Source organism: Flavobacterium sp. IMCC34518, from assembly GCF_027111095.2.
Classification (GTDB): Bacteria; Bacteroidota; Bacteroidia; order Flavobacteriales; family Flavobacteriaceae; genus Flavobacterium; species Flavobacterium praedii.
The window spans coordinates 1,314,606-1,328,110 of record NZ_CP114284.2; the positions used below are offsets into that span (position 1 = coordinate 1,314,606).

The following is a 13,505-nucleotide window of genomic DNA, read 5'->3' on the forward strand; positions in this document are numbered from 1 at the left end:
AATGAAAAAAATATTTTACATATTACTATCTATTATGTTTGTGTCTTGTATCTCTAATACAGATTCTGAAAAACAAATATTAGACTCTAAAATTTTAGAGAATATAACATCTCTCAATTTTAAGGTAGAAGAGCTAAATAAGGTTGATACAGTATTAAAAAAAGAAGCTTTAGCTAATTGGAATTCAAAAGGTTTCTTCAACAAATACAAGTATTGGGTTTTATTTTCAGTGATATATTTTTTAATTGGAAATAAACTAAATTCAAAAGTTAGTAAAACCATTTATGATACTCGAAAGATTAAAACCGCTTATTTATATTTTATTTTTTCATCCTTTTTTGGTGGCCATTTTATATATTTAGGTAAATACTGGAAATATTGGATTTACTCTATTTTGTTATTAATGTTTTTACATATAAACACATTTATTACCTCAAACTTTTATAATAATCCAAGTGTTTTAATTTATACGATAAATGAAAATTTAGCCAGTAAAGTTATAATATGTCTGATTTTATTTTTTGCTACTATTGATTTATTTACTATTTCAATTCAAGTTTTTAGAATAAATAAATCGTTTAGAGATAATATTTCTCCTAAAATTTCAAAGGAAAGAGAACTTGCCTTTTTAGAAATCAAAAAATCATTAGAAATTAACAATAATTTAATGTTACAAGAATACAATCAATGGAAACAATAACTATATGTTAGACAATATATTAGACGGCATAATAGATCTTGGAAAAAACATAATTACTGGTGGTGGTTATGGTAGATTAGAAGATGAAAAAATAGAATTTGAAATATTAAAAAAAAGATATTCTCATATAAGCTCTTCTTTTTCAGATCTATACAAAGATCGTTTAGAAGCTTACACAAATCTTGAACATGAAAGACTTGAAGCGCATAGAAATTTTGTAATTGCAAAAAATTTATTAAAAAAATTTAAAAATGTTAGTAATAATCAAAATTCAAGAACAATTGATAATGTCACAAACGTAGTAATTAAGGATTTTCAACAGGAAAATTTTAACTACAATGATAGTTTTGGTAAAAATTTGGAAGCAATAACCAATACTTTTTCCACTTCTGTCGAAAACTCATTCAAAAGACATAAAGGTAGAAACATTAAAGATATTTCAAAAGATGAATTTTTGTTAGAAGCTGGGGTAGTTGCAATTGAGACAATATTCGAAGGTTTTTCACAGGCTTTAAAGTATAATGGTGAAATACAGAAACAGAGAAAACAAATACAACGAGAAAAACAACGTGTAATATCTATAATTAATAAATTATTTTCCGATGCAGAAATTGTTTACACAGAAACACGACGAATAATTGAAGTTGGAAAAGTTCTAAATGTAAATAATAGTGTTTTTACAACAAAATATTCTGAAATAAATAACTTCGTATCAAGACAACCAATATTAAAGCAATTCTGGAACGAAATAAGTTCAAACAAAATTACACCAACAGCTGACATAAATTTAAAAATTGCTCAATTAATGAATATCTGTGCAGGTTATAATAAAACTGACAAGGGAACATCAATAAAATGAAAAAAAATATATGTCTAAGCCATATATTAAAGTAGAGAACTAAAATTTAATAATGAATTTTATTACTAACATGTTTTTAGAAAATTTAGAGTTGTATTTGAATTTAATAACAGAAAAACTATGAGAAGATTACCAATATATTTCCTAATAGACATTTCAGAATCAATGGTTGGCGAACCTATTCAACAAGTTGAAGAAGGATTAGCAACAATTATCCAAGCACTAAAAACAGATCCACATGCTTTGGAAACTGTTTTTGTTTCTATTATAGTTTTTGCTGGCCAACCAAAAACATTAGTCCCTTTGCAAGAAATTGTCAGTTTCTATCCTCCAAAATTCCCTATCGGTAGCGGAACTTCACTAAGTAAAGGTTTGGGGCATTTAATGCATGAATTGAGAACTAATATTGTCAAAACAACTTATGAAGTAAAAGGAGATTGGAAACCAATTGTATTTCTATTTACTGATGGTGTGCCAACGGATGATAGCCAAGCAGCCATAAATGAGTGGAAACAAAATTGGCAAAGAACTGCCAATTTAATTGCTGTTTCCTTTGGAAACAATACGGATGCTCATCTACTCGGTGAATTAACAGACACGGTATTAGAATTCAAAAACACTAATGTGCAATCTTATAAAGAATTTTTCAAATGGGTTACAGATTCTATTAAGACAAGTAGTATAAGTGTTGAGAGTAATTCAACTGGATTTGAATTAGCAAAATTGGATGGTGTTACTATTGAAAAGATTGACTTAACAAAATCAGAACCAAACCGCCAATTTGTAGATGATAATTTTGTAGTACTAAATGGTAAATGTCAAAATACCAAAAGACCCTACCTAATGAAATACCGTAAAACAATTGCGCCTTCAAGTTTTGCTGGTATTGAATTAGGGACTAAAAGTTACAGACTAGTTGGAGCGTATCAAGTTGATAATTCTTATTTTGAATTGGCAGACAACACTAATTTTTCTAATAAAGTAAATACAGATGAATTAATTGGAGGTCCAACTTGTCCGTGTTGTGGTAATCAAATTGCTTTCGCTGTTTGTAGCTGTGGTAAAATTCATTGTATTGGTGATGAAGAATTGAGTACTTGTCCTTGGTGTGGTAATCAAGGGACTTATGGAAGTGGTGAAGGTGGTTTTGATGTAAATAGAACACAAGGATAATTCATGGAAGAAACAAAAAAATATATTCAGGCATTTTTATCACAAAATAAAATAGAAGTTCCGCCAAATAAATTGTCCCTTTTTGATGAATTTATTGCTAATGAACAGAATATAAATTCAGTTAAAATAATTCAAGAAAATCAGAAGGTAATTATGGCAAATTGGAAACTAAAAACAAGAATTGATGATATAATTTCTCATCAAATTTCGTTACCAAACGGTACAGTAAATAAAAAGTACGAAGCAAAATTTGATTTTATTACCTTAGGTTGGAATGACGTTATTTATTCTGAAATTAAAGATTTAGAAGAAACAGGTCTTGAATTTAATAATGATGAAGAATTGCTTTTTGGAAATCCATTAATAAGTGGAGATTTAAAAATAAAATTGTTATTTAGAATTGAAGGAGAAGCAGTAGATTCTAAATTAAATGAAAAAATAATAACAATTATTATAAATCCTGACCCTAAATCATTGTGGAAAGACATTGAAAGTGATAAAAATGATCCTTATTGGAAAGAGGATAATGTTAATGTGTCTGCTAGTTTTTTAGATAAAAATATAGTAATATCTTCTAAACGTGGCAGAAGTCACGCTAATGTGGGTTCTTTTAGAGACGATGATTTTGCATTCAAGAATATCAACGAAACAGGTTGGAGTGTGTTAGCAGTGTCAGATGGAGCAGGTTCTGCTAGTTTATCAAGGCAAGGTTCTAAAATGTCTTGCGATTTAGTGGTGTCTTATTTTGAAGAAAACTTCACGGAGGAATTTTTAAAAGAATTTGACGATAACCTTTTAAATCATCATAATAAAACAGATGAAGATTCATCAAAGAAAATAAGTCATTTTGTTTATGACAATCTTTCAAAAGCAGCGTGGTATGTCCATAAGGAATTAGAGAAATTTGCGATAAAACTTGAAAGACCATTAAAAGATTTACACGCCACTTTAATTTTTGCATTAGTCAAAAAATATGATTTTGGATATGCCATCTTAACTTTTGGTGTAGGAGATTGTCCAATAGGTATATTAAACAAAGATTTAACCGAAATAAAATTAATGAATTGGTTGGATGTTGGAGAATTTGGTGGAGGAACTCGTTTTATTACGATGCCGGAAATATTCCAAAGCGATAAATTCTCAACTCGATTTGGTTTTAAATTAGTCGATGATTTCTCTTATTTAATATTAATGACTGATGGAATCTATGACCCTAAATTTGTAGTTGAAGCAAATCTGGAAAAAATAGAAAATTGGAAGGATTTCCTTGAAGATTTAAATGGGAAAAACGAAGAAAATTGTAAAGTTGATTTCAATAAAGAAAATACAGAAATTGCAAATCAACTTTCTACTTGGATGGATTTTTGGAATCCAGGGAATCACGATGACAGAACACTTGCAATAATCTATTAGACTATGAGTATAATAACAGTAAAATCAATTAACGATACCTCTAAAACATATCAGTTTGTAGATAATGGCGAACCGATGCGTGGTGGAGTAAAAGATGTATTTTTTAGTCCTGATAAAAAATATGTTGTAGCTATTTTTAGAGATAAGTTAGATTTTAATCAAAAGGAAAGACTTCAAAGAATAACCAATCATTACTTACCTCAAATTCAAAATAAAGAAGCAGGAGATTATTATTTAAATGAAGTATATAGATGGCCAACAGATGTCATTGAACATAAAGGTTTAACAGGAATAATTGTTCCTATATATAATTCCAAATTTTTCTTTAAAAAAGGGTACGAAAGCAGTGATTTGATTCAAGGGAACGAAAAAAACGGTAAGTGGTTTGCAGGGGCAAAATTTAGAAATCCTCAATTTCCCTTGAAAGTGGCTAAATCCGAATTAGGTGATTGGTTAAGCTATTTTCAAGTGTGTGTTAATTTAACTCGTGGAGTCAAAAAAATGCACGCAATGGGATTGGCTCACTCTGATTTATCATACAATAATGTTCTTATAGATCCAGTAGAAAAATCTGCTTGTATGATTGATTTAGATGGTTTGGTAGTTCCTGGGATGTTTCCTGCAGAAGTAATTGGGACAGCTGAATTTATAGCACCTGAAGTACTATCTTCAAAACATTTAAACAAAACAGACCCTAATAGAAAATTACCAAACAGACTAACAGATTTACACGCCTTACCAGTACTTATTTATATGTTTCTTTTACATAGACATCCACTAAAAGGAGGTAAAGTTCACGATTTAGATACTGAAAAAGATGATTTATTATCGATGGGTGAGAAAGCAATGTTTATTGAGCATCCAAAAGACGCAACCAATAGACCTAAATTAAACCAAGTTTCTAAATGGGATTTGCCTTGGGCAGATATTGCAAAACTTCCATATTCTATTACTGGTCCGTATTTAAAAACTTTGTTTGACAAAGTTTTTATTGACGGTTTACACAATCCAATGCAAAGACCAACTGCTGAAGAATGGGAAATAGGATTGCTGAAAACAACCGATTTAATGCAGAAATGCCACAATGTTTCTTGTGAACAAAAATGGTATGTCTTTGATAATACAAATACACCTAAATGCCCATTTTGTGGCACCGCTCATAAAGGTACTTTGCCAATGTTAGATTTGTACTATCAATTTAAAGAATCTGTTTGGAAACCTGAAAATCATAGATTAATGGTTTATGATAATCAATATTTGTTTCAATGGCACGTTAATCGAAATGTTACCAGAAACGAAAAAACAACCGCAGAACAGAAAGTTCCAGTAGGTTATTTCACATTTCATAATAATAAATGGGTTTTCGTAAATCAAAAATTAACATCTATGAAAGATGTAACGGAAAATAAAGAAGTCCCAATCGGGTCAATGGTTGAATTAACCGATGGAAAAAAACTCTTATTATCAAAAGAAGATGGCGGAAGAGTAGTAGTAATAACAATGGCAAATAAATAAATAAATAAATAAATAACTTTTAAATTATAACAAATGAACAATCATCCAATAATATCGGAACACCCATGGTTAATAGTAACCTTTGCAATTTCAATAGTAGTAATGCTTTTACTAGATTTAGGCGTTTTTAGTAAAAAAAGTCATGAAGTTTCAAATAAGGAGGCTGTAACTTGGTCTCTAGTATGGATATCACTTTCCATGCTTTTTAGTGGGTTGGTATATTACTATGCTGGATCGGTAAAGTTTTATGAATTCCAATCAGCCTATTGGATAGAAAAAGCATTATCAGTAGATAACCTATTTGTATTTATTTTAGTCTTTAAATTTTTTGATGTAGCAAATTCAAATAAGCATAAAGTATTATTTTGGGGAATAATTGGTGCTTTAGTGCTAAGAGCAATTTTTATTTTTTCGGGAGCATTTTTAATTGAATTGACTTATTTAAACAAACTATTAGGTCTTGCAGGAATTCAAGGCTTCAAATACGATATTAATATAATTATGACTCTCTTCGGATTATTTTTAGTTTATGCAGGAATTAAATCTTGGTCAGCTGGAGATGAAGACGATGATGAAGATTATAATGATACTAGAGGAGCCAAGTTAATTAGAAGATTTTTCAGCGTAAGTGATAATTATGTAGGTGATAAATTCTTTACAATTGAGAATGGTAAAAAATTAGCAACTCCATTGTTAGTAGTTGTTGCTGTAATTGAATTTACAGATTTGCTTTTTGCAGTGGATTCAATACCTGCAATTTTTGCAATATCAAGCGACCCTTTTATACTTTATACATCTAATATCTTTGCGATACTTGGTTTAAGAGCCTTGTTTTTTCTTTTAGATAATTTCATTCATTTATTTAGTAAACTAACTTATGGTTTAGCTTTCATACTTTCATTTATTGGAATTAAAATGATAATAGCACCTTTCTACCACATTGAGTCTGTTTACTCATTAATGGTTATTGGTGGTATTTTAGCTTTATCTGTACTTGCATCTATTATGTTTCCTAATAAAGAGGAGGAAGAATTAGCAAAATAAATTGGTCAATATAAAAAATGCAATATTCTATTATTCGAAATAATCAAGTATTTGGTCCTTATGAAATAAGTACCATTCAATTGTATGTTAGTGAAGGTAAAATTTTGCTACAAGACAAAGTTGTCAATACTAATGGAAAAGATTTATCTGTTAGAGATGTTTTAAAATCGAATAAGTTAAAATATAGAATAAAAACTGGTAATTTTTTTAGTCAAATTCAGTCCTTTGGACTGAATTTGCTTTTACCAAAAGATTCCATTTCATACAAAACATTGAAGGGAGATAGTAAACTATTAATAATATCATTTATTGGTTTAGCTCCTGCTTTTTTGATTAGAATTACAAGTGCATCTGTTTTTACATTTTATGCAATTGCTTTATACTTCTCTCTCATTTGGGGATTGTTTTTTTATACCGTTTTTAAAACAACCCAAGTTTCAGTAAAAAAACAATTTTCATTTTTTTTACTGTACAAATTCTTGTCTTTATTAGTGTCGATATCTTAAATATAAATCAATTCAATCCTTTTTACAGACTAATTGACGAAAACGATTCGTTTATTAATCAGGTAATCGGCTATGTTTTTGGTGTTGGCATATTTGAAGAATTGATAAAATTAATTCCAGTATTTTTTTTTATTAAACATTCTAAAGAGCCCTTACTTCCACAAACTGTTGTGTTTTATGGTTTAATTTCAGGGATTGGTTTTGGTGTATTTGAAGGTGTTATATATCAAATAAGTGTCAATTCAAAATTAGATTATAACAGCTCCTTTTTTATGAACATTGCTAGATTAACTTCTCTTCCATTTCTTCACGCAGTTTGGTCAGGAATTAGCTCATACTTTATTGCTTTCTACTTCTTATATCCAACAAAAAGATATGCTATGTTTTTATTAGCAATAGTTATTCCTGCAATTCTTCACGGGTTATATGATGTATTTACCTGGTCTTTAATTGGGCTTTTTATTGCTTATTTTGGAGTTGCATTACTAATTATTTATCTGAAAAAAGCAAAAGAATTTCAATCAAAAATTACATTTTAAATCAAATTTAACTATGACTACAAGCCTCTTAAAGGTTTTCTTATCAATAATACTTTTCCTTTGTGTACTTGAAATGCCCTACGTCTATTTCCAATTCGTTCGCTTTGCTGCGTTCATGGGGTTTTCCTATTTAGCTTACCAGTCCAACCAACATGGAAAAACAAACGAAATAATGCTTTATGGAGGTCTTGCTTTGCTGTTTCAGCCTTTTTTCAAAATAGCATTAGGTAGAGAACTATGGAATTTCGTTGATGTAATTGTAGCTATAGGCCTATTGTGGTCTCTTTTTCAAAATGACGATAAAGCAAAATAATGAAAAACACTTTTGTATTACTCCTTTTCCTTTTTACAACACTCTCCTTTTCCCAAATCAAAATCCTCTCCTGGAACATCGAAAATTTAGGAAAATCAAAATCAGCACAAGAGATTGCTTTTATGGCGCAAACCATCAAAGACTACGATATTGTAGCCCTACAAGAAGTGGTAGCGGGCTATGGTGGTGCTCAGGCGGTAGCACTTTTAGCCGATGAACTAAATCGCAAAGGGAGTAAATGGGACTATGTGATTAGCGACCCTACAAGTAGTAGTGCCTACAAAACCGAGCGCTATGCCTTTTTATGGAAAACGGCACAACTTAAAAAGATAGGGCGCCCTTGGTTGGAGAAAAAGTTCCATTTAGAAATAGATCGCGAACCGTTTTATGCCACGTTCCAATACCAAAACAAGTCCTTCACCGTGGTGAACTTTCACGCCATTACCAAGAGCAAACAACCCGAGACCGAAATCAAATATTTCAAATTCTTACCTGCCCAATATCCCACGTTGAATTTGATTTTTGTAGGCGACTTCAATTGTCCCCAATCACACACTGTTTTTAATCCCTTACGAAAAATGGGCTATATACCACTCCTTATCAACCAAAAAACATCTCTAAAAAGGGAAACCAAAAACGGTCAAAGTCTGGCGTCAGAATTTGACAACATTTGGTATTCCAAACCGATTCAAAAGAAAAATGGCGGAGTGATTCATTTTTACAAAAGCTTCCCCTCCCTACAAGAAGCCAGAAAAATATCAGACCACATTCCGATTTGGATGGAATTTGCTCTAAATTAATAGATGACAGCTAAAATTGAAATATAATTTTTAATACCCACACTATTTAGTATACTACTACAAAATGATTAAAAAATCAAGGTCAATAGTTATGATAGTGATGACACTACTGCTTGGAAGTAGTTGGTGGTATTATTCAAAATATAGACTAGCCAAAAAATCAAATGATGCCATAGGAATTGAAGTACTGTATGAAAGACACACAAAAAGAATCAGCTGCTACTATTTCATCTATTATGGCTTACCTGAAAAAATAGAAAAAATAAACACAGTTGAAAAAAAACTTGGAACAAATACTAGAATTAAGTTTACTTAATTCGTTTTAATGAATTTAAAAAAAAGTAGAAAACAAAAAAAGCAAAATTTCTTGATCCGTATTTATTTATTTTAAAAAAAATATTTTCGGCAAAATTTCGGCAAAAATAGAAACAAAAAACCCCTAAAATCTTGAAAAACAAGAGATTAGAGGTTTTTAAAGTGCGGATAATAGGACTCGAACCTACACGCCTTGCGGCACCAGATCCTAAGTCTGGCATGTCTACCAATTTCACCATATCCGCGTAATTGTGGGTGCAAAGATAATCATATCTTCCAATTTTCAAAGGTTTTTTTAAAAAAAATATTCATTCTATTTTTTGTATTTTTGATTCTTAAAAAAATTTGATTCCATGGATGATATAAAATTATATGTTACAAAACACAAAGATCGCTTTATCAACGAGTTAATTGAATTATTAAAAATTCCTTCTGTAAGTGCCGACACCGCTTTTTCACAAGATGTTCTTGACACTGCAATGGCTGTAAAAGAAAGTTTAGTAAAAGCTGGATGCGATTTGGTCGAAATTTGCGAAACTGCAGGCTACCCAATTGTCTATGGAGAGAAAACAATCGATCCAAAATTACCTACTGTTTTGGTTTACGGCCACTATGATGTTCAACCTGCAGATCCAATAGAACTTTGGACTTCCCCACCATTTGAACCAATCATAAAAGAAACCGAGATACATCCAGAAGGCGCTATTTTTGCGCGCGGAGCTTGTGATGACAAAGGTCAAATGTACATGCATTTAAAAGCTTTTGAATATATGATCCAGACTAATTCATTGCCTTGCAACGTGAAATTCATGATTGAAGGTGAAGAAGAAGTTGGTAGTGTCAACCTTAAAACCTTTGTAGAAAACAACACTGAAAAACTTAGAAACGATGTGATTTTAATTTCAGACACTGGAATGATCTCCAATCAGCAACCATCTATCACTACGGGTCTTCGTGGTTTGAGCTATGTAGAAGTTGAAGTTACAGGGCCAAATCGTGATTTACACTCTGGACTATATGGGGGTGCCGTTGCTAATCCAATTAACGTTTTGGCAAAAATGATTGCTTCTTTACATGATGAAAACAACCACATTACCATTCCAGGATTTTATGATAATGTAGAAGAATTATCTCTGGAAGAAAGAGCAGAGATGGCCAAAGCACCGTTTAGTCTTGAAAACTACAAAAAAGCATTGAACCTAAACGATATTTATGGAGAAAGCGGCTATGTGACCAACGAAAGAAACTCAATTCGCCCAACATTGGATGTAAACGGAATCTGGGGAGGTTATACAGGAGAAGGTGCAAAAACAGTAATAGCAAGTAAGGCTTTCGCCAAAATCTCGATGCGATTAGTACCCAACCAAGATTGGGAAGTCATCACTGACTTGTTCACCAAACATTTCATCAATATTGCTCCCGCGGGAGTTACCGTAAAAGTTACACCTCATCACGGAGGTCAGGGCTATGTGACTCCAATAGATAGCATCGGTTACAAAGCAGCAAATATGGCTTACACCGATACCTTTGGTGTTCCCGCAATTCCGGTACGTTCAGGAGGAAGTATTCCTATTGTTGCCTTGTTCGAAAAAGAGCTGAAAAGCAAAACAATACTTATGGGATTTGGTCTTGACAGTGATGCCATTCACTCGCCAAACGAGCATTTTGGGATTTTCAATTACCTAAAAGGGATTGAAACCATTCCGTTATTTTACAAATATTTTGTGGAGCTATCCAAATAAGACTTCTTTAAAAATAACTAAATCCGTTCTGCAAAGAGCGGATTTTTTTTATGCTTTTCTGAAATGATATATATTTAATTTGAAGCTATTTCCTGCTATTCGTTACAATCTTATAAACCGAACACCGGCTCATAAGGATTTTCACTTCTATCAGGGCTAGGCCTTTTCGTTTTCATAAAACATTGGTTTTAAATATTAACCTGCATAAGAAATAAATATTTTCTATAAAAAAAACATTCAAAAAATTTTGCTGAATTAATTTTTATTCTACATTTGTAGAGTATCATCTATTTCTGTAGAGCAAAATCAATTCATGAAACACTTATTCATTACTTTATGTTTTATATTTAGCCTTATTGGATGCAAAACAGCTCCCATCAATCAAAAGGTAAACAAGAAAAGAGAAGGGCTTTGGATTGAACAATATTCAATTGACAGCACACAATACAAATCGGTTGGAAAGTATAAAAATGATGATCCCATAAAAAAGTGGCGTTATTACTTAAATGGAAAAATTATCAAAAGAGAAAAATACAAGGGAACCATTTGCAAAACAAAAACCTATTTTGAAAACGGAAAAATTCAATCAAAAGGACATACCAAAACAACCACAAATAATATTGAAATTCATTGGTTTTATGATGGAATTTGGAATTTCTACAATGAAAAAGGAAAACCAACTATTGTAAAAAAATACAATAATGGAGAATTAATTTCCGAAGTAGAACTGATTCAATAATTACAATTTCAAAGGCAATGGCAATTTCAATTATAAATATAAAAAAATAAAACATGCAACTATCCAACTCCGAAGAACAATTAATGGAACATCTTTGGCAACTCGAGAAAGCCTTTATGAAGGATTTACTCGAAGCATACCCAGAGCCCAAACCGGCCACTACAACAGTTGCCACTTTACTAAAGAGAATGATTGACAAGAAATTCGTTGCTTATAACGAATTTGGAAACTCAAGACAATATTATCCATTGGTCAAAAAAACCGATTATTTCTCGAAACACGTAAACGGATTGATTAGCAATTTCTTTAATAATTCGGCTTCGCAATTTGCTTCTTTCTTTACCACCGAAACCAATTTATCGGCATCTGAATTGGAAGAACTCAAAAAAATAATTGATAGTGAAATTCAAAAAAAGAAAAAATGATTGACTTTTTAATCAAATCCTCGATCAGCCTTTTGGCTCTTTTAATCTTTTACCATTTAGTGTTAGAAAAAGAAAAAATGAACCAATTCAATAGGTTTTACTTATTGTTCAGTCTTGTTTTTTCATTTGTAATTCCTTTCATTACAATAGAACTTTCAACCGAAATAATCCAATCTGTAAAAAACCCAGCAAACATTCTGTTTTTACAAGGAAGCTCACAAATAATAAAGGAAACAAATTATACCACTTATTGGCTTTGGATAATTTATGGAATAATTACACTATTTTGGAGCATCCGATTCATTAGGAATATTCTAAAAATCACTGCCAAAATAAAAACGAATACAACGCTAGATTATCATAATGCCAAACTCGTTTTGATACCAGAAAAAATACTTCCATATACTTTTCTTAATTATATCTTCATTAATGAAACTGATTATAACAACAGAAACATCGAAGCTGAATTATATGCTCATGAACTTACACATGTAAGGCAGATTCACACTTTGGACGTTCTATTAATCGAATTTTTGAAAACAATATTTTGGTTTAACCCGATTTTCATTTTTTATAAAAAAGCCATTCAACTCAACCATGAATTCTTGGCCGATGAATTTGTGATACGTTCTTATGAAAACATTCCGTTTTATCAATCTTTACTGGTATCCAAAGCAAATGTAAAGCAGCCTCTTCTTTTAGTTAGCAACTTAACCTTTTTAGCGACCAAAAAAAGACTTCTTATGATGACAAAAAACACAACACAAACCAAAGCCATTCTAAAACAAATCGCTTTAATTCCAGTTTTCGGTGCTGTTTTCTATTGTATTTCAATTAAAACTGTGGCTAGAGAAAACCCATCCATACATTTAGTTCAGACTAAAAACAGCATTTCCAAAAATGAAATTCAAAAAGAAAATCTTCCAAATAAAAAAGAATCTCTTCAAGAAACAAATACATTAAATCCAACTATAATAGAAAAAAATATAGCCCAAAAAAATCAAATTATAGATTCTATTAATACTGAAGCCAATCCTATAACGGAGATAACACAACCAGAATTTCCAGGAGGAGTTTTAGAATTTTATAAATTTATTGGTACCAATTTTAAAGTCCCTGCAGAATTAAAAACTGGTGGTAAAGTTTTTTTGACTTTTATAGTAGAAAAAGACGGAACACTTTCTGAATTCGAGGTTCTAAAGGATATGGGTTTTGGAACTGCGGATGAAGTTATTCGAGTATTAAAATTATCTCCAAAATGGATACCAGGAAAAGAAAAAAATGAGATGGTAAGGGTAAAATACAGTTTGCCAATTCAAATCGAACCAGAAAACAAATAGATAATAGCAACAAATCCGCCTCTTTCGGAGCGGATTTGAAAAAAAATCTAAAAAAAAAATCTAAAAAAAATTAAAAAAAAAC

General features: G+C 31.0%; 15 protein-coding genes and 1 tRNA gene. 15 read left to right on the plus strand and 1 reads right to left on the minus strand.

Translation table 11 applies throughout. The features are described from left to right. Position 1 precedes the first annotated feature (1 nt). The 11 genes from OZP06_RS05780 to OZP06_RS05830 all read left to right on the plus strand — a co-directional run bounded on the left by OZP06_RS05780 (position 2) and on the right by OZP06_RS05830 (position 9,178). Positions 2-700: a hypothetical protein gene (locus tag OZP06_RS05780; RefSeq protein WP_269224044.1), complete on the plus strand. Its 699-nt coding sequence runs from the start codon at positions 2-4 to the stop codon at positions 698-700. Between the two features lie 4 nt (positions 701-704). After that, positions 705-1,559: a hypothetical protein gene (locus OZP06_RS05785; RefSeq protein ID WP_281324343.1), complete on the plus strand. Its 855-nt coding sequence runs from the start codon at positions 705-707 to the stop codon at positions 1,557-1,559. 120 nt (positions 1,560-1,679) lie between these two features. Continuing rightward, on the plus strand, positions 1,680-2,732 hold the full coding sequence (locus OZP06_RS05790; protein ID WP_269224047.1) for a TerY-C metal binding domain-containing protein: 1,053 nt from the start codon (positions 1,680-1,682) through the stop codon (positions 2,730-2,732). Between the two features lie 3 nt (positions 2,733-2,735). Next, positions 2,736-4,145, plus strand: coding sequence for a PP2C family serine/threonine-protein phosphatase (locus OZP06_RS05795; RefSeq protein ID WP_269224048.1), 1,410 nt, complete (start codon positions 2,736-2,738; stop codon positions 4,143-4,145). A 3-nt stretch (positions 4,146-4,148) separates the two neighbouring features. Then, positions 4,149-5,660, plus strand: coding sequence for a serine/threonine-protein kinase (locus OZP06_RS05800; RefSeq protein WP_269224049.1), 1,512 nt, complete (start codon positions 4,149-4,151; stop codon positions 5,658-5,660). 33 nt (positions 5,661-5,693) lie between these two features. Continuing rightward, on the plus strand, positions 5,694-6,704 hold the full coding sequence (locus OZP06_RS05805) for a TerC/Alx family metal homeostasis membrane protein (protein ID WP_269224050.1): 1,011 nt from the start codon (positions 5,694-5,696) through the stop codon (positions 6,702-6,704). 17 nt (positions 6,705-6,721) lie between these two features. After that, positions 6,722-7,210: a hypothetical protein gene (locus tag OZP06_RS05810; RefSeq protein WP_281324344.1), complete on the plus strand. Its 489-nt coding sequence runs from the start codon at positions 6,722-6,724 to the stop codon at positions 7,208-7,210. Between the two features lie 2 nt (positions 7,211-7,212). Beyond that, positions 7,213-7,749 carry a PrsW family glutamic-type intramembrane protease gene (locus tag OZP06_RS05815; protein ID WP_281324509.1) on the plus strand — a complete coding sequence of 179 codons (537 nt, stop codon included), beginning with the start codon at positions 7,213-7,215 and terminating at the stop codon, positions 7,747-7,749. A 13-nt stretch (positions 7,750-7,762) separates the two neighbouring features. Next, positions 7,763-8,062: a DUF6804 family protein gene (locus OZP06_RS05820; protein ID WP_269224053.1), complete on the plus strand. Its 300-nt coding sequence runs from the start codon at positions 7,763-7,765 to the stop codon at positions 8,060-8,062. After that, on the plus strand, positions 8,062-8,862 hold the full coding sequence (locus OZP06_RS05825; RefSeq protein WP_281324345.1) for an endonuclease/exonuclease/phosphatase family protein: 801 nt from the start codon (positions 8,062-8,064) through the stop codon (positions 8,860-8,862). Before OZP06_RS05820 ends, OZP06_RS05825 begins: the two co-directional genes overlap by 1 nt. 64 nt (positions 8,863-8,926) lie before the next feature. Continuing rightward, positions 8,927-9,178, plus strand: a complete 252-nt coding sequence (locus OZP06_RS05830) for a hypothetical protein (protein WP_281324346.1) — start codon at positions 8,927-8,929, stop codon at positions 9,176-9,178. A gap of 162 nt (positions 9,179-9,340) precedes the next feature. Here the strand turns inward: OZP06_RS05830 and OZP06_RS05835 are convergent. Next, positions 9,341-9,422: transfer RNA gene (locus OZP06_RS05835), tRNA-Leu, on the minus strand. Between the two features lie 108 nt (positions 9,423-9,530). On the opposite strand from OZP06_RS05835, the gene OZP06_RS05840 reads away from it, so the two are divergent. The 4 genes from OZP06_RS05840 to OZP06_RS05855 all read left to right on the plus strand — a co-directional run bounded on the left by OZP06_RS05840 (position 9,531) and on the right by OZP06_RS05855 (position 13,423). Then, positions 9,531-10,919: a dipeptidase gene (locus OZP06_RS05840; RefSeq protein ID WP_269224055.1), complete on the plus strand. Its 1,389-nt coding sequence runs from the start codon at positions 9,531-9,533 to the stop codon at positions 10,917-10,919. A gap of 313 nt (positions 10,920-11,232) precedes the next feature. Beyond that, positions 11,233-11,658: a hypothetical protein gene (locus OZP06_RS05845; protein ID WP_269224056.1), complete on the plus strand. Its 426-nt coding sequence runs from the start codon at positions 11,233-11,235 to the stop codon at positions 11,656-11,658. A gap of 53 nt (positions 11,659-11,711) precedes the next feature. After that, positions 11,712-12,083 carry a BlaI/MecI/CopY family transcriptional regulator gene (locus OZP06_RS05850; RefSeq protein ID WP_269224057.1) on the plus strand — a complete coding sequence of 124 codons (372 nt, stop codon included), beginning with the start codon at positions 11,712-11,714 and terminating at the stop codon, positions 12,081-12,083. After that, positions 12,080-13,423: a M56 family metallopeptidase gene (locus tag OZP06_RS05855; RefSeq protein ID WP_269224058.1), complete on the plus strand. Its 1,344-nt coding sequence runs from the start codon at positions 12,080-12,082 to the stop codon at positions 13,421-13,423. Before OZP06_RS05850 ends, OZP06_RS05855 begins: the two co-directional genes overlap by 4 nt. The last annotated feature ends 82 nt before the right edge of the window (positions 13,424-13,505 follow it).